This window comes from Mesorhizobium sp. B1-1-6 (genome assembly GCF_006443035.1).
In the GTDB taxonomy this organism is placed as follows: Bacteria; Pseudomonadota; Alphaproteobacteria; order Rhizobiales; family Rhizobiaceae; genus Mesorhizobium.
This window is the reverse complement of the sequence record NZ_VFWR01000008.1, coordinates 207,498-230,037: the sequence shown is the minus strand read 5'-3', so window position 1 is coordinate 230,037 and position 22,540 is coordinate 207,498. Positions and strand designations below refer to the sequence as shown.

Annotated in this window: 22 protein-coding genes and 1 pseudogene; 12 read left to right on the top strand and 11 right to left on the bottom strand. The window is 65.1% G+C overall.

Annotation, left to right across the window (positions count from 1 at the left end):
- Positions 1 to 55: 55 nt before the first annotated feature.
- Positions 56 to 424, bottom strand: coding sequence for a hypothetical protein (locus FJ979_RS18030; protein WP_140582550.1), 369 nt, complete (start codon positions 422 to 424; stop codon positions 56 to 58).
- Positions 425 to 597: 173 nt separating this feature from the next.
- On the opposite strand from FJ979_RS18030, the gene FJ979_RS18025 reads away from it, so the two are divergent.
- Complete coding sequence (locus tag FJ979_RS18025) at positions 598 to 900, top strand: hypothetical protein (RefSeq protein WP_140516187.1); 303 nt, start codon at positions 598 to 600, stop codon at positions 898 to 900.
- A 63-nt stretch (positions 901 to 963) separates the two neighbouring features.
- Here the strand turns inward: FJ979_RS18025 and FJ979_RS18020 are convergent, their stop codons facing one another.
- Positions 964 to 1,668 carry a helix-turn-helix transcriptional regulator gene (locus FJ979_RS18020; RefSeq protein WP_140582698.1) on the bottom strand — a complete coding sequence of 235 codons (705 nt, stop codon included), beginning with the start codon at positions 1,666 to 1,668 and terminating at the stop codon, positions 964 to 966.
- Between the two features lie 574 nt (positions 1,669 to 2,242).
- On the opposite strand from FJ979_RS18020, the gene FJ979_RS18010 reads away from it, so the two are divergent.
- Entirely contained in the window at positions 2,243 to 2,827 is a 585-nt protein-coding gene (locus FJ979_RS18010; RefSeq protein WP_140582546.1) for a GcrA cell cycle regulator, read from the top strand.
- 237 nt (positions 2,828 to 3,064) lie between these two features.
- Here FJ979_RS18010 and FJ979_RS18005 read toward each other — a convergent pair whose 3' ends face one another.
- Positions 3,065 to 3,367 carry a DUF982 domain-containing protein gene (locus FJ979_RS18005; protein ID WP_181168575.1) on the bottom strand — a complete coding sequence of 101 codons (303 nt, stop codon included), beginning with the start codon at positions 3,365 to 3,367 and terminating at the stop codon, positions 3,065 to 3,067.
- Positions 3,368 to 3,466: 99 nt separating this feature from the next.
- Entirely contained in the window at positions 3,467 to 3,748 is a 282-nt protein-coding gene (locus FJ979_RS18000; protein ID WP_140499114.1) for a DUF982 domain-containing protein, read from the bottom strand.
- 134 nt (positions 3,749 to 3,882) lie between these two features.
- Between FJ979_RS18000 and FJ979_RS17995 the strand changes: the two genes are divergently transcribed.
- A complete protein-coding gene (locus FJ979_RS17995; protein WP_140521422.1) occupies positions 3,883 to 4,479 on the top strand; it encodes a DUF6456 domain-containing protein in 597 nt (198 codons plus the stop codon).
- Between the two features lie 107 nt (positions 4,480 to 4,586).
- Here FJ979_RS17995 and FJ979_RS17990 read toward each other — a convergent pair whose 3' ends face one another.
- The gene (locus FJ979_RS17990) at positions 4,587 to 4,892 is read right to left on the bottom strand and encodes a hypothetical protein (RefSeq protein WP_140499110.1); all 306 of its coding nucleotides are present in this window, start codon (positions 4,890 to 4,892) and stop codon (positions 4,587 to 4,589) included.
- 149 nt (positions 4,893 to 5,041) lie between these two features.
- Positions 5,042 to 7,003 carry an acyltransferase family protein gene (locus tag FJ979_RS17985; RefSeq protein WP_140582543.1) on the bottom strand — a complete coding sequence of 654 codons (1,962 nt, stop codon included), beginning with the start codon at positions 7,001 to 7,003 and terminating at the stop codon, positions 5,042 to 5,044.
- A gap of 251 nt (positions 7,004 to 7,254) precedes the next feature.
- Here FJ979_RS17985 and FJ979_RS17980 point away from each other — a divergent pair, with 251 nt between their 5' ends.
- The 6 genes from FJ979_RS17980 (at position 7,255) to ugpC (ending at position 13,163) form a co-directional block, all read left to right on the top strand.
- Positions 7,255 to 8,139 carry a dihydrodipicolinate synthase family protein gene (locus tag FJ979_RS17980; protein WP_140582540.1) on the top strand — a complete coding sequence of 295 codons (885 nt, stop codon included), beginning with the start codon at positions 7,255 to 7,257 and terminating at the stop codon, positions 8,137 to 8,139.
- Positions 8,140 to 8,159: 20 nt separating this feature from the next.
- Complete coding sequence (locus FJ979_RS17975; RefSeq protein ID WP_140499104.1) at positions 8,160 to 8,819, top strand: GntR family transcriptional regulator; 660 nt, start codon at positions 8,160 to 8,162, stop codon at positions 8,817 to 8,819.
- A gap of 63 nt (positions 8,820 to 8,882) precedes the next feature.
- The gene (locus FJ979_RS17970; protein ID WP_140582537.1) at positions 8,883 to 10,220 is read left to right on the top strand and encodes a sugar ABC transporter substrate-binding protein; all 1,338 of its coding nucleotides are present in this window, start codon (positions 8,883 to 8,885) and stop codon (positions 10,218 to 10,220) included.
- The gene (locus FJ979_RS17965; protein ID WP_224684787.1) at positions 10,220 to 11,242 is read left to right on the top strand and encodes a sugar ABC transporter permease; all 1,023 of its coding nucleotides are present in this window, start codon (positions 10,220 to 10,222) and stop codon (positions 11,240 to 11,242) included. Before FJ979_RS17970 ends, FJ979_RS17965 begins: the two co-directional genes overlap by 1 nt.
- Positions 11,243 to 12,064, top strand: a complete 822-nt coding sequence (locus FJ979_RS17960) for a carbohydrate ABC transporter permease (RefSeq protein ID WP_140499101.1) — start codon at positions 11,243 to 11,245, stop codon at positions 12,062 to 12,064. It begins immediately after the preceding gene.
- A gap of 34 nt (positions 12,065 to 12,098) precedes the next feature.
- Positions 12,099 to 13,163 carry a sn-glycerol-3-phosphate ABC transporter ATP-binding protein UgpC gene (ugpC, locus tag FJ979_RS17955; RefSeq protein WP_140582534.1) on the top strand — a complete coding sequence of 355 codons (1,065 nt, stop codon included), beginning with the start codon at positions 12,099 to 12,101 and terminating at the stop codon, positions 13,161 to 13,163.
- A 65-nt stretch (positions 13,164 to 13,228) separates the two neighbouring features.
- Here the strand turns inward: ugpC and FJ979_RS17950 are convergent, their stop codons facing one another.
- Both FJ979_RS17950 and FJ979_RS17945 read right to left on the bottom strand, forming a co-directional pair.
- A complete protein-coding gene (locus FJ979_RS17950) occupies positions 13,229 to 13,534 on the bottom strand; it encodes a hypothetical protein (RefSeq protein ID WP_140499097.1) in 306 nt (101 codons plus the stop codon).
- Between the two features lie 220 nt (positions 13,535 to 13,754).
- Complete coding sequence (locus FJ979_RS17945) at positions 13,755 to 14,324, bottom strand: TetR/AcrR family transcriptional regulator (protein WP_140559838.1); 570 nt, start codon at positions 14,322 to 14,324, stop codon at positions 13,755 to 13,757.
- 104 nt (positions 14,325 to 14,428) lie between these two features.
- Here FJ979_RS17945 and FJ979_RS17940 point away from each other — a divergent pair.
- Together FJ979_RS17940 and FJ979_RS17935 are read left to right on the top strand one after the other, a co-directional pair.
- Positions 14,429 to 15,243 (top strand): annotated as a pseudogene (locus FJ979_RS17940) (oxidoreductase).
- Between the two features lie 96 nt (positions 15,244 to 15,339).
- A complete protein-coding gene (locus FJ979_RS17935; protein ID WP_140582693.1) occupies positions 15,340 to 16,341 on the top strand; it encodes an NADP-dependent oxidoreductase in 1,002 nt (333 codons plus the stop codon).
- A gap of 57 nt (positions 16,342 to 16,398) precedes the next feature.
- Here the strand turns inward: FJ979_RS17935 and FJ979_RS17930 are convergent, their stop codons facing one another.
- The 3 genes from FJ979_RS17930 to FJ979_RS17920 form a co-directional block, all read right to left on the bottom strand.
- Complete coding sequence (locus tag FJ979_RS17930) at positions 16,399 to 17,055, bottom strand: GntR family transcriptional regulator (protein WP_140499090.1); 657 nt, start codon at positions 17,053 to 17,055, stop codon at positions 16,399 to 16,401.
- Positions 17,056 to 17,286: 231 nt separating this feature from the next.
- Positions 17,287 to 18,318, bottom strand: a complete 1,032-nt coding sequence (locus FJ979_RS17925) for a hydroxyacid dehydrogenase (protein ID WP_140582532.1) — start codon at positions 18,316 to 18,318, stop codon at positions 17,287 to 17,289.
- A gap of 318 nt (positions 18,319 to 18,636) precedes the next feature.
- A complete protein-coding gene (locus FJ979_RS17920) occupies positions 18,637 to 20,142 on the bottom strand; it encodes a formyl transferase (RefSeq protein ID WP_140582529.1) in 1,506 nt (501 codons plus the stop codon).
- Positions 20,143 to 20,407: 265 nt separating this feature from the next.
- Between FJ979_RS17920 and FJ979_RS17915 the strand changes: the two genes are divergently transcribed.
- Complete coding sequence (locus tag FJ979_RS17915) at positions 20,408 to 22,540, top strand: exopolysaccharide transport family protein (protein WP_140582527.1); 2,133 nt, start codon at positions 20,408 to 20,410, stop codon at positions 22,538 to 22,540.

Genomic DNA, 22,540 nt, shown 5'->3' with positions numbered 1-22,540 from the left:
GTGGCTGCGTCTCTCTCGTGGCGCAGTGTGGTCGCCGACGGCTTGGCGAGCCCGCCTATGCCGCCTCCAAGGCCCAGATGCGGTGGCCGTAGCGGCGGAAGAAGCGCGCCAGCAGGCGTTGTTGCCTCGCCCTGGCGAGGTCCGCCAGGCGCCGTTCCTGGCGCCAGCGCGGCATGTTGCGCCAGAAGGCGATGAAGCGGGCGGCGTCCTCGATGGCTTCCTGTGCCGATAGCGCCGGGCCGATCGCCGCCAGGAAAAGTGCTTCCGATTGTTTCAGCGCGTCGACGACCGCCTTGCGCCTGAAATGGCCGAGGCGCGCCTGGCGGATGCCGTGTTCGCGGATTCTCGCGAAAGCCTCGATGAGGGCGTGACTGTCGCCGTCATAGCCGCAGGCGTGAGCGAAATCGGCGGCAAGGGCGTCCATCGTCTCTCCCGGGGTGCTGCACGCGCGTCGACTCGGCTTTGCAAGCCATATAGAAGCATAACTCAAAAATTGGCGAAAGAGAAACTTTTGCGGAGCCCTGAAAGATGTGACTCGACTCTCGTTTCAAAACACAGGAATATACGAACAAACAAGGAACAAAGAGGCGAGCCGCGATGGCATTGACGGGCAAGGGATCAGTGATTGCGGATGTCGTTTCGATATCGGTCGAATGCGCCGATTGCGGCCGCAACAGGTGGTGGAAGCCCGATCAGCTGCGGCGCTTCGGCGTGACTGGCAATACGCCGCTGGCAGCGCTTTCGGGCCGGCTGGTCTGCTCGGCCTGCCGCGCCGACGGGCTGCCGGGCACGGCGATCCAGATCCGGGCGGCGTTTATCGACGAGCGCCAGCGCGTGCGCAGCGAGGCGCTGATGCTGAGCGAGCGCGAGATGCCGCTGGAGGGATCGGGGCGGGCGTGAGGGTGGCATCGACGCTGGGTTTTGCCTGCTCTCCTTGTGGGAGGAAGAATTGCCCCGTCGCCCTCAATAGCCCAGCAATTCCTTCAACGGAATGACCCGCCAGACCTGCTTGATGGCGTAGCGGTTGAAGGTCAACGTCTTCGGCGGATTGTACTGTTCGACCACCAGTTCGGCGGCGGTGCGCTTGACCAATTTCTTGATGAAGGCCTTGCCGTTGCGTTCGTTCTCTTCTGGGAACGTTTCGATCACCACGTGATCGCCCGGGACGGCATCGCGGCCGCCGCAATAGATCAGGTCTCCGGGCTCGTAACGCGGTACCATGGAATCCGACAGCACGTGCAGCGCGAACACCTTGGCCAGGTTGCGGATGCCGGGTGGGCGCTGGACATAGCCGGCGGGCTCGCCGTTGAAGGTGAAATCGCCGTCGTCGCCGCCAACCGCGGCGCCCAGCACCTGGATGTCCATCGGCCCGGCGGGGGGCGGCCCGGCATCGGTGACGATCTCGGCGTCGTTGACCGGTCCGGCATCGTCGAGGAAAACCACCTCACCCTTGCCGAGCGCCACCGGGTCGACGCGCAGAAAGGCGGCGGTCTTCAGGAGGTTTTCCGTCTTGGGCAGGTTGCGACCGGTTTCCCAATTGCCGACGGCGGCGACGTCGGTGTCGTTGTGCTCGGCGATGTGGCGCATGACCAGGCCGCGCTGCTTGCGCGCCTGGCGGATTGCCGCGCCGACCTTGACCGACAGTTGCGTTTTCACCATGGCACCCATGTGACCAACAAGCGCTGCTTTCGTCCATGAAAGAATGGCTTGCATAAGATTTTGAGTTATGCTTATATCCGTTCATGCAAAAGCTCAACCCCTTTCGAGTCGAAAGCGCCCTCAGGCCAGCTTCACGCGAGCCGGCCAGCGCTCATTCCCTTTCGCCCCGGCTGTCCTGCTCCCCGGCCAGGGCGAAGCGTGAGGCTGATTGCCCCGATGCATCAGCCGCACGTCCGGTCCGCCCGTCACCGGCGGCCGGAACGGCCGGAGCCGCCGCTCCCCGCGGCTCCGGCCCCAATTCAGCGCGGCGCGGGTCCGCTCCCTGATACGCACCGAGGACGGCACCGTGATCCTGCTCGACAGGCTGACGGGCAGGGCGGTTTCCGCACCCGACCGGGTGACGGCAGAGGCGCGGCTGGCGCGCCTCGCCGCGCTGGACGGCCGGCCGGGCTGAGGCCGCCAATCCAACGGCCGACAGGCCGGATCGAACCCGACAATGCCCACCGCCTGCGGCGGGCCGACACCGACACTCGCTGGCCGCGTCGCGCGCTGCCGCGGCCGCGCAATGGACGGAGACCAGGACATGGCACTTTACGGCGACAAGGAATTGCAGGCGATCGCCGGCTGGCTGACGGACGGACTTTCCGCCTCGCGCATCGCGGCTCGGTTCAGCGCGTCGCGAGGCAGCCCGGTGTCGCGCGACGCCATCATCGGCATCGTTCACCGCAACGCCATGCTGAGTTCGATCGGCTTTGCCAACAGCAAACGCATCGCGGCAGCCGAGAGGGCGAATGACAAGGCCGCCGACCGCGCCGCCAAGGCCGGACGCAAGCGCGTGCCGAAGGGTGAAGGCGCGGAGCGCCTCGCAGCGCGCGAGGCCGGCGTGCTGATCGCGGACGGGCAAGCCTACCGCCTCGAGGTACCGGTGCCGCGGCGAAGCCCGATCGGCCGCCAGCCGCATGGCGTGGCAATGCGCTTCGTCGACTGCCTGTTCGGCCGCTGCCGCGCTCCGCTTGACCTGACGCTGGAGCAAAATCCGGAAAACGATGCTCCCGGAGGCCGGCCGGGCGTCCACATGCTGTGCTGCGGCATGCGCACAAGAGCGATGAAAAGCTACTGCACCTATCACCAGGCGCGCTTCCACCGGCGTGTCTGCGAGGCGGGGTGAGCTACCTTCCCCCGTTCTCGGGAGACGATGCCGGCAGGAGGCAACGCCGGTCAGGATTGGGAACACATCCGAGAGCTTGGGAGATTGGTTCAGATGCAAGGTATCGAAGCGTTGGCGCCTCTCATTGGCCTGCTAAGCATTTCTCTCCATAAGACGGGGAGAAAGAAGCTTGCTGCAACGCTGGCTTTTCTTTTGCAGTGTTGGCGATCTGGCGAGAACGGCGGCCACGCAACGCTTTTATTTTGGCAGATCGTGGCCCTGCTTTGGCATCCGCACGCTCATTGCATCAGGCATCGCTGGCCGGCCGTCATCGCCGGCCAATATGCGGGTAACCCGCGCGAAGCCGGTGAACGCTTTCATCGCGTCGGCGTGCGAAATCTGCGCCGCGATGGCTGCGCTGCACGCGTTGAGCGCACTGCGGTAGACATGACCACGCCGTTCAATCGGCCAGCGCTGCAGGAAGTCGGCTGCCTCAGCGACGCCGTCGATCACCTCGACATGCCCGTCCAGGCATACTTTGAGCGGAGATCCTATTTTCATGGTACCCACGGCGGTTACCTTGGCGTTGCGCGCGGCTCGGAAGCCAGCCCCTATCAACGTGCAAGGCGGCGGCGCGGTTGCATCACGTTTTCAGCCACCTCACGGGCCCGCGGCGGCGTCGAGCCATTCATGGGCGCGGCTACGCGGCTTAGCCACCAGCAGCCCCTGCTGCCCGGCCGCCTTGGTGAAAGCCTCGAAGGCGACGCGCTGGCGGCAGCTGCCGTCGATGGCGAGCCTGACCAGCCTTGCCGCATCCAGATAGGCGGTGGCCGTCTTGTCAGGCCATTGCCGGCGAAGCGCGGTCGCCGCCTGGGCGATGGAGCCCACCAGCATGGTCTTGTTGTCGCAGAAGCGCAAGGTCACCGGCATGAAGGCGGTCATGGGCATACCTCCTGTTGGTTTGGTGCGGCACAACGCCCAGCCTCGCCGCTGGTTCCGGCGCACGCAGCCAATTTCGCCAGGGATCGCTGCCGCGCCAGCCAGCACCTCAATCCACTCCCCACAAGGACGCAGCCATGAGCAAGAAAGCCGCCAGATCAGCCAAACCGCAGACGCCGAAGCTGCCGAAGGGCGAGGCCGAGCAGGTGCGCATCCGCCGCGAGGTCGGCCATGATTTCGCGTTGCGGGACGATGAGTTCGGCCGCAAGCGGCTCGCAACCGGGACATCGGAGGCGCGGCGCGTCTATGAGGTGTCCAATGACGGCCATACCTCCACCGGTGGTATCGTGCGGGTGCGCAGCATCGATCCGCTGCTGGGCATCACCTCGCTGTCGCGCCAGCAGCGCGAAGCCGGTCTGCGCTACCGCGAGGATTTCCGCGCCAGCCAGCAGGCTGATATCAAGCCGATGCGCTGGAGCGAACGCGTCGACGGCGACAGGACAAGCGGCGGCATCACCGACAGCGTGCTCAATGCCGGACGGTCGCACGCCGCCGCGACCCGCGCGCTCGGCCATTGGGAGGTGGTCGACGTGGTCCGGAAGATCGTGTGCCTGGAGCAGTCGGTCAGAGGCGTGGCGGGAGAGATGAGCGAGGGCAGGGACGTGGCGGCAAAGCTGTTGAGAATCGGGCTCGATCTGCTGGCGATGCACTACGGGATGATGATGCGACGATAGGGTTGGGCCCCGAGGAGTTGCGGCGCGCACGACAAGCGCTCCGCTCCAGGGCATGGCGCTGTGCATGACATCCGGCCGGCGCGATGCCGGCCGGATTGGTTGTCAGGTCAACGCCTGCAGACGCGGACTCTCTCGATGACCCGATGGTGATGACGCCAGTGCTTGATCACCTCGGTGTGGCAGCGACGATGACCGTAGTAACGCGGACGGTAGCTCTCGTCATACATGCTGTAGCGGCGATAGTAGCCGTCATCGTCGGAATAATCGCGATAGTGGTGACGATATCTGGGAACATAATAATCGTCGTCATAGCCGTTGCCGATGCCAAGCGTGATGCTGGCGGCATTTGCCGGGGCGATCACGGCCACCGCCGAAGCGACGGCAATCACGGATGCGAGCAAGAGTTTCTTCATGGCAACCTCCTCTTTAAGGCTCATCTAATAAACGCTGCCCTCGCGGCCCTGTTCCCATAAAGCCGGTAAACCAATGTTTCGTGCCCGCGCGCGCTGTGAGGGGGCGGCGCCTTGGCAGCGCGCCTTTGAAGAAGGGACGCTAACCCCTTCTAAAACAGCGCCTTCTCCAGCGGCTTCTCCAGCGTCTCGGCGAAAGCGGTCGCCAGATGGTGGCGGTCGCGGAAGGCGATCTTGCCGCCGATGAAGACATGGCAGGTGGTCTGGTTGCAGAACTGGTCGGTCATATCGACATAGCGGGCGTTCGGAATGCTGCGCACGACGTCGCGCTCCACCGCGGCCATGGCGTCGTTGGCGGCATAGGCGCGCGTCTGATCACAGAGCGAGGGCGTGTCGCCGCGCCACAGCGCACGCGCCACGCAGGTGTCGACCTGCTCGTCGTTGAAGGGCACGTCGCGGATGAAGGCGACTTTCAGCCCGGCCTTGCTGAACGTCTCCAGCGTCGAACGCAGGCCAGCCTTCCACTCCGCGTCCTGACTGTCGGGCTCATCCTTGCCGGCGGCCATCTTGCGCGAACTGGTCAGGGCGATTTCCGAGATCACCACCAGGGCCGGCCTCAGCGCCAGGATCTCCTTGATCGACTGCTCGCGCCACTGGTCGCATTCGGCGTAGTCGCGCTTCAGCTTGCTCGACCATGTCGACAGCCGGGACGCCCGGCACGAGGATTTGAGCCAGGTAACCACCCGGTAATCGCGCTTTTCGGCCGCCTGGATCAGCGGCGTCGACCAGTGGTCGGCATGTGAATCGCCAAACAAGGCGATCGTGCCTTTCACATTCTTGGCGCCAAACACGCAGGGCTTCGGGGTGATGGTCTCGTAGTCGAGCACGCAGCCGCCCCTGGCGCGCGCGGTGGATGGACGCGCCGCACTTTGGGCGATGACGCGCTGCTCCGGATCGAGTTCGTGAACGGCAAACTTGGCATTGGCGTAGGCCGCGACCACGCCGGCGCCGGTCAGCAGCGCCGCGGGCACGAGCGCGCGGGCGGCGCTTGCCATCAGCCAGCCGTTGCGGCGCACGGGGTTTTCGATGACGTGATAGGTGAAGATGGAGAGCATCAGCGTCAGTGCCAGGCAGGCAAACCTGTCCAGCCCGGAAAGCTCCGCGGTGACCATTCCCGCATAGACGATGACCGGCCAGTGCCAGAGATAGAGCGAGTAGGAGAGCTTGCCGATCCATTGCATGGGCGGCAGCGACAGGAGAGCCGCGGGGCCGCCGGCCAGCTTGCCATCCGCTTGGCGCTCGCCTGCCCCGCTGACCAGCAGCAGCACCGTGCCGACGACCGGCAGCAGCGCCAGCAGGCCGGGGAAGGGCAGCGCCTCGTCCAGCAGCAGATAGGCGGGCACGATCAGCGCCAGGCCGAGCCAGCCTTGCGCGGCGCGCAGCCGCGGGTGGCACCGGAGAAAACTTGCCGGCACCATCGTGGCAAGCCCGCCGGCGGCGAACTCCCAGGCCCTCAGCGGCGAGAAATAGAAAGCCCAGGGCGGCGAAACGCTGGTCAGCCGGGCGCAGGCCACGAACGACACCAGGCCGGTGACACCGATGACCACGATGGCCGCGCGCCGTCCCGGCCGCAGCCATGCGGCGAGAACAAGCAGCGCCGGCCATGCGAGGTAGAACTGCTCCTCCACCGATAGCGACCAGAAATGGATGAACGGGTTGTTGGCGGCGTCTGAAGCGAAATAGTCGAACGACCAGCGGATCAGCCACAGGTTGATCATATAGGCCGAGGCAAACATCGCCCCCTTCGAATAGAGCGCCTGTTCCTCCGGCGACAGGATGAAGGCGCCGGCCAGCAGCGTGGCCAGGATGACGAACAGCGAGGCCGGCAGCAACCGCCGGGCGCGGCGGGCATAGAAGCGCCACAGGTTCAGCCGGCCGCTCTCGCCGATCTCCTGCAAAAGGTGTCTTGTGATCAGATAACCGGAGATGACGAAGAAGATGTCGACGCCGGCAAAGCCGCCGGGCAGGGCTGTGAGGCCGAAATGATAGGCGACGACACCGGCTACCGCCAGTGCGCGCATTCCCTCGATATCGGGTCGGAACGATGCTGCCACGACAAATCCTTCGTGCAAGCCCAACCCGCGGCCATTGTCGGCCGGGGCGGATCGTATCGCAATGCAACAAATCTTTCGCAACGCAACATGGCAGGAAAAAGGAAAAACGGCACAAACGGGCCTGGGCATGGATAGCGCCTGCACCGGAACCATCACAACTTGCGTTTCCGTAAATTTGCATCCGCCCTATTTACGACTAACATGTTAGCGTGATAGCACTACCTGCGCACTGCTCTTTGGGAGACTCGCTGGTGACATCGCGTTTTGGTCTTTCGGTTGCCCTGGCCACGCCTTTCGATGCGTCGGGGCAAATCCTCATTCCACCCATGGTGACGTTGGCCCGGAGCTGCCTGGCACAGGGCTGCACCAGCGTGACGCTTTTCGGCACCACCGGGGAGGGCGCTTCGGTCGGCACCGGGGAGCGGCGGGCCGTCACCGAGGCGATGCTGGCGGCCGGCATCGCGCCGCATCAGCTTGTCGCAGGCGTGCTGGTCGATGCGGCCGAGGATGCAGCCGAGCAGGCTCGCCATGCCATGCAGCGCGGCGCCCGCAACATCCTCCTTGCCCCTCCCAGCTATTTCAAGAATATCGGCGACGATGGCCTTTTCGGCTGGTTTTCCGCTGTCTTTGCCGCTCTCGGTCCGCTGGCCCGCGGCGTGCTGCTCTACAACATCCCCTCGGTCACCACGGTGCAGCTTTCGCTGGGGCTGATCGGCCGGCTGCGCCAGGCGTTTCCGGACGTGGTCGCCGGCGTCAAGGATTCCGGCGGCGACTGGGCCTATAGCGAGGCGCTGCTCGGCGCCCATGGCGATCTGGTGATCCTGATCGGTGACGAGCGGCATCTGGCGCGGGCGGTCAGGATCGGTGGCCAGGGCGCCATTTCGGGCATGGCCAATTTCGCCGCCGGCGAGGTCCTCGCCATGGCGCAGACGGGGCATGACGATGCGCGGGTCGAGCGTTTCGTGCTCGAGTTGCTCAAGCACCCGGGCATTCCGGCGGTCAAGGTGATGGTGGCGCGCAAAACCGGCGACGAGCGCTGGCTGGCGGTGCGGCCGCCGCTCGAGCCGATCGCGGCGCCGGGGCGCCAGCAGCTTGGCGCTGCCTACGACACTCTTTTCGCGGCCGCGGCGGCCTGACGGGGAAGGGAAGCGCTGAAATGGCCAATGGCGGCGACCAGACAAATCTGCGGGAGCAGGCCTATGCCAGCTTCACGCGGCATTTGCTGGCACGCGACCTCAAGCCGGGCCAGTTCGTGTCGCAGCGCGAACTCGTCGCCTTCACCGGCCTGCCGCTTGGCGCCATCCGCGAGATCGTGCCGCGCCTGGAAGCCGAGGGGCTGCTGACGACGATCCCGCAGCGCGGCATGCAGATTGCGCACATCGACATCAGCCTGATCCGCGAGGCCTTCCAGTTCCGCCTGTTCATGGAGCGCGAGGCGGTGGCGCTGTTCACCGTCAGCGCCTCCGACGACGAACTCGCGCGCTTGCGCCGCGAGCATGAGGACATGCTGGCGCAGGCGCTGGCGCAGACCCCGACGCCGGAGATGGAGGCCAGGGCTCAGACCATCGACTGGGCCATGCACGATACTTTCATCGATGCGCTCGGCAACGAGATCATTGCCAAGGCCTATCTGGTCAATTCGGTGAAGATCCGCCTGATCCACCAGGAACGGTTCCGCATCGACGGGCGCGTGGTGCCGGTGATGCGCGAGCATCTGAGCGTGATCGAAGCCCTCGAAAGCCGCAATCCACAAAAGGCGGTCGAGGCGATCAGCCAGCATATCGACAATGCGCGCCGGCTGGCGCTCCATATCTGAGGAAGCAGGCCGCGCCGTGCCTGTCGCGGCGCAATCGACAACGACAGCAACCGGGAGGAAGAAATGCCGTCCAATCCATTCAACCCAACCAGAAGGCAGCTCCTTGCGGGCGCCGCCATGCTCGCCGGCGCCGGCTTTGCCGGTATCCGCCCGAGCCTTGCCGCCGGCGTCGACTGGAAGCGCTTCGCGGGCACGACGCTCGACGTCAATCTGGTGAAAAGCCCGCGCAGCGACACGCTGATCAAATATCTCGCCGAGTTCGAAGATCTGACGGGCATCAAGGTCAATGCCGAGGCGACGCCCGAGCAGCAGCAGCGCCAGAAGACGGTGATCGAGCTCAGCTCCGGCAAACCCAGCTTCGACGTCGTGCATCTGAGCTACCATGTGCAGAAGCGGCAGTTCGAGAAGGGCGGCTGGCTTGCCGACATATCGGGCTACCTTGCCGACCCGACGCTGACCGATCCGAGCCTGGTCGAAAAGGACTTTGCCGATGCCGGCATGCTGTTCGCCAAGGATGGCCAGGGCGTGCTGCGCTCGCTGCCGTTCTCGGTCGACTACTGGATAATCTACTGGAACAAGGAGCTGTTCGAGGCCAAGGGCCTCAAATACCCCGAAACCTTCGATCAGCTCGTTGCAGCCGCGGAGGCTCTGACCGACCCGTCCACCAACACCTACGGTTTCGTCGCGCGCGGCCTCAAGAACGCCAACACGCCGGTCTGGACCTCGCTGATGCTCGGCTACGACATGACGCCGCTCGACGACAAGGGCAAGCTGCGCACCACCGCGCCCGAGGCGGTAGAGGCCGCCGCCCTCTACCAGCGGCTGATGACCAAATCCGCGCCGCCCGGCGTCACCGGCTTCAACTGGGCCGAAGCGCAATCCGCCTTCCTGCAAGGCAAGATAGGCATGTGGTTCGACGGCGTCGGTTTCGCGCCGCCGATGGAAAATCCGGAGAAGTCGAGGGTGGTCGGCAAGGTCGGCTACGGCGTCATGCCCAAGGGCCCCAAGGCGCATGCCTCGGGTACGTTCGGCGACGGGCTCGGCGTGACAACGGCCAGCGAGAAGAAGGAAGCCGCCTACCTCTTCTGCCAATGGGCGGTGTCGGCCGGCATGGGCGCGCGGCTGCTGCAGGCGGGTGCCGGTGTGCCGTTCCGCAAATCGGTGCTGGAAGACCCAAAGGTGCGCGAGGGCGTGACCATGCCGGCGAGCTGGCTCGACGCCGTGGTCGGCTCCGGCAATGTCAGCCGGCTGGCGCTGCCGGTCATCATCCCGGTCACCGAGTTCCGCGATATCTATGGCGTGGCGCTCAGCAACCTGCTCGCCGGGGCCGACCCGGCGGAGGAACTGAAGAAGGCGACGGAACAGTTCCAGCCGGTCCTCGACAGGAGCGAGCAAGGCTGATGTCCGCAACTGCCCCAGAGCGCGCCGGGGCGACGACGAGTGGCGCCGGGGCGACGACGAGTGGCGCCGGGGCGACGACGGATCGCGCCGGGGCGACGACCGATCGTACCGGGGTGACGAAACAGGCAAGCGAAGGGGGCCGGCCCGTCAAGCTGGCTCCCAGCTACTGGCCCTTCGTCGTCCCCGCGCTGGTCGTCGTCGGCGCCGTCATCGTCTTTCCCTGGGCCTTCACGCTGTGGATGAGCGTCAACCGCTGGACGCTTGGCCAGTCGCGAAGCTTCGCGGGGATGGAGAACTATCTGCGACTGGTCGGCGATGGGCGGTTCTGGGAATCGCTCGCGCACACTTTGTCCTACACTTTCCTTTCGGTGGCCGCGCCGATGCTGCTCGGCACGGTCGCGGCGCTGATCTTCGATGCCCGGTTCCCGCTGCGCGGCGTGCTGCGCGGTATTTTCGTGATGCCGATGATGGCCACGCCCGTCGCCGTGGCGCTGGTCTGGACGATGATGTTCCATCCGCAACTCGGCGTGCTCAACTACCTTCTGTCGCTGGTCGGCATTCCGGCGCAGGAATGGATATTCAACGCCAGGACGGTCATCCCCTCGCTGGTCGCTGTCGAGACCTGGCAGTGGACGCCGCTGGTGATGCTGATCGTGCTGGGCGGGCTGGCCTCGGTGCCGCGCGAACCCTTCGAGAGCGCCGAGATCGACGGCGCCAATGCTTGGCAGCAGTTCCGGTACCTGACCTTGCCGATGATCGCGCCGTTCCTGATGATCGCGGTGATCATCCGCACGATCGACGCGCTGAAGAGCTTCGACATCATCTATGCGATGACCCAGGGTGGACCGGGCACGGCCTCCGAGACCATCAACATCTATCTCTACAACATCGCCTTCTCCTATTACGACGTCGGCTACGGCTCCGCCATGGCGGTGGTGTTCTTCGTTCTTATCGTAGCGCTGTCCTTCGTCCTGCTGATGCTGCGCCAGCGCAGCCGCTGGACCGACGCGGAGGGCAAATAGATGCGTTCGCGACTGCTCAACCGGATCGGCCTGTTCTTCGCCGCCCTGGTCTTCGTCTCGCCGGCGATCCTGTTCTTCCTCTGGATGATCTCGCTGTCCCTGAAATTCGAGATCGACAACGGCGCCTCGCCGCCGGTCTTCATCCCCGAGCACGTGGCCTGGTCGAACTATGCCAAGGTGTTCGAGGAGAACAATTTCCTGCTCTACTTCTGGAACTCGGTGCTGGTGACCGGCACGGCGACGCTCTTGGCGCTGCTGATCGGCGTGCCTGCCGGCTACGGCATAGCGCGGCTCAAGGCCGAACGGTCGGCGGTCGTCATCATGATCGCGCGCATGACGCCGGGGCTGTCCTATCTCATCCCGCTGTTCCTGCTGTTCCAGTGGGCGGGCATATTGGGCACGCTGTGGCCGCAGATCATCATCCATCTCGTGGTCACGGTGCCGATCGTGGTCTGGGTGATGATCGGCTATTTCGAAACCACGCCGATGGAGCTGGAGGAGGCCGCCAGCATGGACGGCGCCTCCTCATGGCAGGTGTTCCGGCTGGTCGCGTTGCCCATCGCCCGGCCAGGCATCGTGGTGGCCTTCATCCTGTCCATCATCTTCTCCTGGAACAATTTCGTCTTTGGCGTGGTGCTGGCCAGCCGCGAGACGCGGACCTTGCCGGTCGCGGTCTACAACATGCTCTCCTACGAGCAGGTGAGCTGGGGGCCGTTGGCCGCCGCCGCACTGGTGGTGACGCTGCCGGTGCTGGTGCTGACCATGTTCGCGCAAAGGCAGATCGTCGCCGGGCTGACCGCCGGCGCGGTCAAGGGCGGCTGAAGCCGACGACACTCTTTCCAGGTGAGGACATGAAATGGCAGCGGTGACCATCAACAATGTGCAGAAGGCATTCGGAGCGACCAGGATCATTCACGACGTCAGCGTCGACATCGCCGATGGCGAGTTCGTGATCCTGGTCGGACCTTCGGGCTGCGGAAAGTCGACGCTGCTGCGCATGATCGCGGGGCTGGAGACGATCTCGGCCGGCAGGATCGCCATCGGCGAGCGGGTCGTCAACGATCTCAGGGCGCGAGACCGCAACATCGCCATGGTGTTCCAGAACTACGCGCTCTACCCGCATATGACGGTAGCCGACAATATGGGTTTCGCGCTCAAGATCAAGAAAGCCGATCCGGCCGATACCGCCGGCCGCGTCAACAGGGCGGCGAGTATCCTCGGCCTGGAAAAGCTGCTCGACCGCTTCCCGCGCCAGCTTTCGGGCGGCCAGCGCCAGCGTGTCGCCATGGGGCGCGCCATCGTGCGCGACCCGCAAGTCTTCCTGTTCGACGAACCGCTCTCCAACTTGGACGCCAAGCTGCGCGTGCAGATGCGAGGCGAGATCAAGGCGCTGCACCAGCGGCTGGGCACCACCACCATCTATGTCACGCATGACCAGATCGAGGCCATGACCATGGCCGACAAGATCGTGGTGCTGCATGACGGCCTGGTCGAGCAGGTCGGCGCGCCGCTCGACCTCTACGACCAGCCGGCCAATCTCTTCGTCGCCGGCTTCATCGGTTCGCCCGCCATGAATTTCATTCGCGGCCGCATCGAGGAAGGCGTCTTCCGCAGCGCAGGCGGGCTGACCTTGCCGCTGCCGGCGCCGCTTGATCCGGCACAGGTCCCGGGCGGGGAGCTGGTCTACGGCATCCGCCCCGAACACATCCGCGCCAGCAGCCAAGGCATACCCGGCAGCGTCACGCTGCTGGAAGCCACCGGCTCGGAGATCTTCGCCAAGGTGGATTGCGGCGGCGAGGAGATAGACTGCCTTTTCCGCGAGCGGCTGGCGCTCAAGCAGGGCCAGCTGGTGCGCATCGAGGTCGACCGCGCCTGCGCGCATCTGTTCGACGCCGAAACCGGCCGGCGCGTCGGCGCATGACAACAGCCCCGCGGGACGGGGCTGTCTTCAGGGTGCGGGCTACAAAAGCCTGCTTCTAGGCCGGTCTATTTGCTGCCGCCATTCGCCTTGACGCTGCTGCAGAATTCTGGATGGCTGTTGGCGGCGTTGGCGTCCTTGGCCTCGTCGTCGCAGGCCGTCATCATCATCTTCTGGTCTTCCGGAGTGAGCGCTTTCCATGCCTTCGTGAACTCGTCGCTGCTGCGCATCTTCTTCATGCTGGAGTCGGTGTAGAAGGGCTGCATCTTGGCCGGGTCGTCGAGTGCCGACGTGCCCTTGTTAGCGGCGGCGAGGGCCGAGCCCGCGAGCATCGAAAGCGTCATCGCGCCGACGCAGATCATCTTGATGTTCATGATAGGATCCTTCCCTGTTGCTCTTCGACCGTCGAAGCAACGATCTTCAAAGAAACGGAAGGTTTGGAGGAAAGTTCCGGTTCGCCATGCCAGCTGAGGCCCGGTCTGAACAAATATATTGTTCAACGGCGGCGAAACTTTCCGCTTTTTTCTTCGTTTGGCTGCATCGTTAGATTTGCAGCGGGGGCACATCGCACGGGATAGCGCCTTCCTCTTCACCCTAGCGCGGCTGGACCAGAGTCCGCGCCGCCTCCGCTCCCGCCGTCAGCATGCGATCGGACAATTCGGTTCCCTCCACCGCGCGGGACAGTTGAAGGGCGCCGATGAGCGCCGCGAAAACGCCCAATGCAACGCCCTCCGGATCAGGGATTCCAGGCGGCAACTGCGCCGATAGCTGGCGCACCAGAGTCATTAATCGTTCGGTGTAGAGCGCGCGGGTCTCGGATGGCTGACGCGCGATTTCGGGCAACAGCGCCGCCGAAGCACAGCCGGTCTCCGGATGATCCCGGTGCTCGGGCGACAAATACATGGCGAGGGCCAGATCCAGCCCTCCCGAGGCCAACGCCTCCTGCAATTGCTGCGACTGAGCCTCCAGTGCCGCGACCATGCTCTCGCGGACGAGTTCGGCCTTGGATTGAAAGTGTGGATAGAAGGCGCCGTTCGTCATGCCGGCGTCGCTCATGATGCTTGCCAGTCCGGACGCGGCGATGCCGTCACCGCGAAACCGTTCGGCGGCGACCTCCATGATCCGGCTGCGTGATGCGTCCTTCCGGCCTTTTTCGTAGCGCATGGCGCTCCTTCCGCTTCCCTATTGCATTACACCCGTAATGTGATATTACGATCATAATTCAATCATCGCCGAGAGGCAAGACCTCTCGAGTTCGGAGTCACCAGATGAACCGGAATTCAGGAAAGACGGCGATCGTGACCGGCGCCTCCTCCGGCATCGGCCGCGCCAGCGCGGAGGCTTTGGCGCGGGCGGGTTTCACCGTCTTCGGCACCAGCCGCAAAATATCAGGCCAGGGCTCGGACGGGATATCGATGCTGGTTTGTGACGTGACCGATGACGCGTCGGTCGCAGCTCTGGTTTCAGATGTCCTCGCCAGGACCGGCCGGATAGACCTTCTGGTCAACAATGCCGGCGTCGGGCTGCTGGGGGCGCGGAGGAATCCTCGGTTTCCCAGTCCAAGGCCCTGTTCGATGTCAATCTGTTCGGCGTCATGCGGATGATCAACGCGGTGCTGCCGTCGATGCGGCGGCGCGGCGAGGGGCGCATCGTCAATATCGGCTCGATCCTGGGATTGGTCCCCGCGCCGTACTCGGCCCACTATTCCGCCGTCAAGCACGCGCTCGAAGGCTATTCGGAATCGCTCGACCACGAGGTTCGCGCTTTCAACATCCGGGTTTCGGTCATCGAACCTGCCTTCGTGCGCACCGTGTTCGACCAGAACGGGCTCGAGCCCGATTCCGTCATGAAGGAATACGATCAGGCCCGCGCCGGTATCGACGCATTGCTTCGCGACGTGATGCCGAAAGCAGACCCTCCGGAAGCGGTGGCGAATGTGGTACTCAGGGCCGCCACCGAGAAGCGTCAGCGCCGACGCTACACCGCCGGCAAGACAGCCCGCCTGGTCAGCACGCTGCGGCGGTTCGCGCCCGCCGCGACGTTCGACAAGACCTTGCGCAAGCAGTTCCGCCTGCCTGCCTGAACGGAACGTGCCAAGTCGGTGCCCGCACAAGCAGTTTCGCTGCCCCGAAAGCCCGGCCTGTCCGATATCGGGATTCATTTCAAGAAAGCGAATATGATGAAAGCCTTTGTCGTCGACAAATATCAGAAGAAGGGCGCCCTGCGGCTTGCAGAGATGCCTGAGCCGGAACCGCGCGACAACGACGTCTTGATCGAGGTCCACGCCGCTGGCGTAAACCTTCTCGATTCCAAACTCCGGGACGGCGAGTTCAAACTCATATTGCCTTACCGCCCGCCCTTCATCCTTGGCCACGACGTGGCCGGCATCGTCGTTAGCGTCGGGTCGAAAGTACGCAAATTCAAGACCGGCGACGAAGTCTATGCGCGGGCGCGCGACGGCCGGATCGGGACTTTCGCCGAGTTCATCGCCGTCGAAGAAGCCGACGTGGCCGTGAAGCCCGACAGTCTCAGCATGGAGGAGGCGGCCTCCATTCCGCTGGTCGGCCTGACGGCCTGGCAAGTGCTCGTCGACAGGGCAGGGCTGAAGAAAGGGCAGAGGGTGTTCATCCAGGCCGGCTCGGGCGGTGTGGGGACATTCGCCATCCAACTGGCAAAACATCTCGGCGCCACCGTGGCGACGACGGCCAGTGCCGCGAGCGCCGATCTGGTGAGACGTCTCGGAGCCGATGTCGTCATCGACTACAAGAAGGAGGACTTCGAGAAGGTCCTGCACGGCTACGACGTCGTCCTGAACAGCCAGGACGCCAAGACGCTCGAGAAATCCCTGCATGTGCTGAAGCCGGGTGGAAAGCTCATCTCCATCTCCGGTCCACCGGATCCCGAATTCGCTAGGGACAAAGGCCTCAACATTGTCCTGAAACTGGTCCTGCGCCTGCTGAGCCGCGGCATACGCGGCAGGGCCAGACGCGCCGGGGTCGGATATTCGTTCCTGTTCATGTGGGCGCAGGGCGATCAGCTGAACAGGATCACGTCACTTATCCAATCCGGCGTCATACACCCTGTCATGGATCAGGTATTCCCATTCGAAAAGACCAACGAGGCGCTGGCCTATGTCGAGACGGGGCGCGCCAAGGGCAAGGTGGTCGTGAGGGTGAGATAGAAGGCGCCGGCGCCGCTCGGCCTGTTATCAGTCTTGCGCCTTTTAGCCAGGGCGGTCTCAGCCGCTCTCGATCTCCTGGAGATAGAACGCCTTGCTAGGCTGCAAATGGTCGACGCAGAGCTGCGCCAGCACCCAATTGTCCCGGCGCTTCAGCGCCTCGATCATCATCGCGTGGTGCTGGCGCGAGATGTCGAGCTTTTCCCTGTCGGCCAGCGAGTTGGCCCGCACCGGCAGGCTGAGGCGCATGTAATGCTCGATCGAGGCCACCAGATAGGCATTGCCGCAGGCCGAGAACATGGTGAGATGGAAACGATCATTGGCCTCGTGGATGCCGCGCAGGTAGCCGCTCTCGACATGGTCGTTATAGATGCGGAGGATCTGCGTCAGCTCTTCGATCAGCGCATCGCTCGCCGGCAGGCGGATCATCAGCGCCGCCTGGCGCTGCAGCATCTCGCGCACCTCGTAGATCTGCCGTACCTCGTCGGGCGACAGCCGCCGCACCATGGCGCCCTTGTTGCGCTCGCGCGTGACGACGCCTAGCCTTTCGAGCTGATAGAGCGCCTGTCGAATGGTATGGCGCGACACCGGGAAGCGGGCGAGCAGCACGTCCTCGACCAGGCGCGCGCCGGGCGCCAGCCTGCCGAAGATGATGTCTTCCTCCAGCGCGTGGACGATATCGGCTTCCTTGCCGCCATAATCGATCGTGTTGAGCATCGCGCTCCGTCGCGTTTTCGACAGCCTCATGGCGAGGGCCGCTCTTGCCGCCTTGCCATGGCGAAAAAAGAGAACCGGACCGCTTGGCCGGCCGGACCGATTGGCCTTGAGCCCGCCAGCTGCGCCATTACCGCCGACGGTCCCTGCCGCTTGCCGAGCCCCAGATGGGCCGGGCGAGGGTCGTCGCTGGCCATGCTTTTGTCAAGCGACGCGAGGGACGTCGCCGCCCTGTCAGTTCCTGTCCACCGGCTTTGAGCGCATGCGCGAGACCGTTTCGCGCTCGGCGCGCTTGGAGCGCAGCGGCGGCAGGCCGCGGTCGATCAGGTCCATGTCCTCCAGCACCATGTCGCCCATGCGCTTGAAGGCGATGTCGAGCGCGCCGGCGCGGTGGGCCGAGCGCAGGAAGCCAGGCAAGGCGCGCACCGGGTGGTCCCGCGCCAGCGGCTCCTCGGGGAAGACGTCGCTGGCGGCGAGGATGTGGCCGCCCTTCACCGCCGCCATCAAAGCGGGGAAGTCGACCACGCCGGCGCGACTGAGCAGGATGAAGGCCGCGCCTTTGCGCATCCTGGCAAAGGCGTCGGCGCCGAGGAAGCCCTGGTTCTCGCTGGTCACCGAGGCGACGACGAAGACGAAGTCGCTGGCGGACAGCACCTCGTCCATCGAGGCCGGCTCGACGCCATTGTCGATCAGGATCGACGGCGGCAGCCAGGGATCGAAGACTTTTGTCCTGGTGCGGAAACCCGACAGCAGCCGGTTCAGCGCGCGGCCGAGATCGCCGAAGCCGATGATGCCGACATCGGCGCCTGACAACAGCCGCGCCGTCCGGTTGCCGTCGCCGCCCCACAATTCCTCGCCCTTGCGGAAGGCAAGGTCGGCATCGACGATGCCGCGGGCGAGGTTGAGCGCCATAGCAAGGCCGAGCTCGGCCACCGGCTCGGCGAAGACCAGGCCCGTTGTGACGACATGGATGCCGCGCGCGAACAGCGTTTCATAGGGCATGTTGTCGATGAGGTTGCTCTCGACATTGAAAATGCAGCGCAGCGCCTTCATCTTCTCCAGCGTCTCGGCCGCGATCGGCGGCTGGCCGACGATGTAGCGGGCCTCGGCCAGCACATCGGCCGGCAGTTTCGCCACGCCGTCCGGCGTCGTCTCGACGATGCGATATTTCGCCTTGAAGCGCGCCAGCTGCGGCGGCGTGAAGATGAGATCGAGCGTGCGCGGTTCGGGCGCGCTGATGACCAGCGGCAGGGCGCTGTCGGACATGGCGAATTCCTCCCGGCGCGATCGTCTGGCGCCCTTCTGGATGCAATCTATCCCGGATTAAACGACTTACAACATGCATACGGAGGAGGAAAATTTCGCGACAAGAAAGGCGGGATTGCGGCTGGGGCGAGGGGCCGTTCTTGCACAAGGCCCAAAAAAGGGAAAGGGAATGCGCTTCTGGCGCCGCAACCAACCACCGCTCCATACGTTGATCCATGCCGGACCGATTCCGGCTTACTCCAGAGCCTCACCCCGCCGGCCATGACTGGCGGGGGCTTTTTGCCGGAGGGCCGTATCGACCTTATGCGCAGGCCGTCGTCAGCGCCCGCCGCTCGTTTGCTTCCAGCGCGGCGCGATCGCGGAACCGTCGATGAATTCAAGGCCGCCCGCCTCGTTGAGCGTGTGCAGCTTGCGCCCGCTCCATAACGCGCCAGGCGTCAAGATGGTCTCGACAACCTGGCTCATGCCGTCCAAGTCCAGGTGAACAATGCGTGCGATGCCGAGCGCCGCGCCATAGCTCCTGCGGCAGTCCTGCACGGGGCGCAGCAATTGGCCCTCCCGTTCTACCATGCGGCCCGCCGGTCGCGCCGAGGCGATGTCGATCAGGACGGGGTTTTTGGGGTGCGGCGTCCACGGTCCGCGAAAGTCCGGCGCCGACCACAGATGCAGCGCGTCGGAAAAGGCGCCGCCGCCGTCCCTGACGGTGGCGAACAGCCACCATCGTCCGCCATGCTCGACCAGGGTGGCGTCGCTGGCGACGATGTCTGACAGCAGCGTCGCTTCCTTGACCCAGCCGCCAGGGAAGGCGGTGGCGCGGTAGAGGTCGACCGTGCGGTTGGCGCAGCTCTCCGGCACCATCCAGACTTCGCCGTCGCGCTCGAAGACGAACGGATAGGACAGGTGATAGGGCAGGTCGAGCACCGGTTCCGGGCGGCCGATCGGCCCCGACGGGCCGAACGGCACGGCGGAGATGATGGCCCGGCCCAAACGGTGGATATAGTCCTCGACGAACAGGGTCACCTTGCCCTGATGCAGGATCGGGAACGGGTCGGCGTAGAAGCGGCTGCCGTCGTCGGGAAGCACCTGCCAGCCCGTTGCCGGATGCGCCCGCAGGTCGAGCAGGTCCTGCCCCTGCGTTTGCCGCCAGCCGACCTTCCAGTGCGGGGCGTTGTAGCAGAGATGGTAGATCTTCTGGACGACGCGCCGCGCCAGCGCCTTGCCGGCCCTGACGCCAAGCTTGGCGGAGGACGGCAGGGCGGGCGCGGCATTGCCGTGCGCCGGCTCCGGCAGGACGGAGAGGGCGTGCCGCGCGGCGCCGGTCATCGCCGCCAGGATCAGGCTCGCGGTGCGCGCCAGCATATCCTGGAACGAGGCAAGCGCGATGCCGCCATATTCGGTGCCCAAGCGGCCTTCGGCGAGGTACGTACCGTTTTCCTCTATACGGGCGATCGGCGTTCGCCCATCGAGGATCAGCGCCAGCAGGGCTGCTTCGCCCGCCGCGCCGTCATAGGTCACGCGCCAGACGCGCGTTCCTTCGCGCTGCACGTCGCCGCAGAGGTCGATCACCAGATCGGGCGCTGCCGGCGGCCGCGCTTGATAGGGCGCCAGCGCCGAAAGCGGCAGGCGTTTCGCCAGCCCGTTCGCGGACAGGCCATGGATGGCCGTTTCCAGCTGAAACAGCGCCGCGGCGCTGGGTGGTATGCCGCCCTCGGCCGGCCTGAGATCGACAGAGACCTCGACATGCGCCAGCGCCGCCAGGCGCTCCAGCAGCGTCAGGTGAAAGGCACGCGGGCATTCGCTGTCCAGGCGCAGGCTCACCTGCATGTCGCATCCTCATCGTTGTGATGTTCGGTATTGGGCCGGTGTTTGGACGCGGGAAACGGCCGGACGGATGAAGCGTTGCCCCATTCCATGTCGTCTCCCCGTTGCCCGCGCCGTTCCAACACCCGTGCCTTTTCTAGGCAAACTCCGTGCCAGAAATCACAAGAGCTCTCAATATAATTAACAGTGTTTTAACAGTTGGAAGCATAGCTAAGACAAAGCCGCAATTTTATCTTTGCAGGCGCATGGAGTGTTGTCGGAGCGACCCTTGCAATCATCCCTGCTCTCGTTGCCGCGACAATACGCTCCGGAGGCGATGCACTACGCGCCGGAAGCGGTGCCGTCGGCGCCGTCCTACCCGGCCTCGACCGTCGAGCTGGGCGACGTGAAGCGCATATTGGTGCGCCGCCGTTCCCTTATCTTTGCCATCACCGCGCTGCTGACCCTCGGCGCCCTGCTCTATGGGCTTTTGACGCCGGCGCTCTACAGCTCGGCGGCGGAAATCATCATCGATCCGCAAGACCTGCAGGTGGTCAGCAACGACGTCAATCCGAGCCAGGTGCCGCCCGACGGCGGCATAACCCGTGTGGAAAGCCAGGTCAGCGTCGTCCAGTCGACGGGGGTGCTGCTCAGGGCCATCAAGGCGACCAACCTGACCGAGGATCCTGAATTCAACGGGCAGGGCATGCTGGGACGCTTACTCGGCGGATTGCTGGGTTCGGGGTCGGGCGAAGCCGACAAGACGGCCAAGACGCTCGATGCGTTGCGCGCACGCCTGGCGGTGCGGCGAGCGGACAAGGTGCTGGTCATCGAGGTGATCATCACCACCAGGAACGCCGAGAAGTCGGCGATGCTGGCCAATGCGATCGCGCAGGCCTATCTGGCGGATCAGGCGAGCTCACGCGCGCGGATGGCCAAGGACGCTTCGGACGCCATCGCCGCGCGGCTGGATGAGCAACGCAAGCGCGTCCAGCAGGCCGAGAATGCCGTCGAGGCCTACAGGTCCGCCAACAACATGGTAATGGCGGCGGGCAATCTGGTCAGCGACCAGGAACTGACCGAGCTGAATACGCAGCTTTCGGCGGCGCAAAGCCGCACCGCGGCGCTGAAGGCGCAGGTCGACCAGTTGCGCAGGTCGGGCGGGGCGCCGGACGCGACCTCGGAAGCGATGCGCTCCTCGGTGATTTCGAGCCTCAGGGCGCAGGAGGCGACGCTTGTCGACAAGGTATCGCAGTTCGGCACGGAACTTGGGCCACGCCATCCCTCGATGATTGCGGCGCAGCAGCAGCTGCGCGACACGCGTGCGCTGATCGGGCGCGAGCTCGGCCGCATCGGGGCGGCTGCCGAGACCGACTACGAGCGAGCGCTGGCCAACCAGCAGGCGCTGGAGGCCAAGGTCGCCGGCATGAAGACCAAGTCGCTCGATACGGACCAGGCTTCGGTCAAGCTGCGCGAGTTGCAGCGCGATCTCGAGGCCGTCCGCTCCGTCTATGCCAACTATCTGCAGCGTGTGCAGGAGACGCGCGAGCAGATCAACGTCGACAGCACCAATGCGCGGATCATCTCCAGCGCCATGCCGGCCCTGAAGAAGAGCTGGCCGCCGCTGTCGCTGCTTGTCCTGGGCGCGCTCTTCGGGGGCCTGGGGCTCGGCACCGGCCTGGCGCTGATCGCGGAATATTCCTCGCCCACGGTGCTTTCCAGCGCGCAGATGCAATCGGCCATCGACGCGCCGGTGCTTGGCGTGGTGCCGGCAAAATCGGGCAACACCCGTCGCTGGTGGCCTTTCGGCGCCGCGGCCGCCGCGGCCAGCCAGAAGACGGACGCGGTCGTCGGGCTGGCGCTGAGGCGCATGTTCTCGTCGGGCCGGCGTCCGCCGGACTGGCCGCTGGTGCCGTCCATACTAGTGACGTCGCCGCCCGAGGACGCCGCGCATCGCGGCAGGGTGGCGCGCTTGCTGGCCAATGCCGCGGCCGCCCGGGGCGGCCGTATCCTGTTCATCGATACCAATGCCGGCGGCGGCCAGAAAGATCAGCAGCCGGGCGTGCTCGACGTGCTTCGCGGTGAGTACGGCATCGAGGCGTTGAGCCAGTATACGCCCGGCAGCAATGTCGCGCTTTTGGGGAGGGGCCGGTCAAAGGCCGTCTTCCAGGAAGCGCAGGGCGTCTATTTTGCCCAGCAGATGTTGGTCCAGGCGGGCCGCCACTTCGAACTCGTCGTCATCGATGGCGGTGCGCTGGCCGACAATCTCAATGCCTCGCCGCTGGTAGCGATGGCCGACGAAATCCTGCTCGTCGCCACGCTGAACTCGACGCCGATGCGCGATGTCACGGCGGCCTCGCAGGCCATTTCCGTCATGGGGCGGTTGCCGACCGGCGCGTTGCTGGTCGACGAGGCGGCCTGA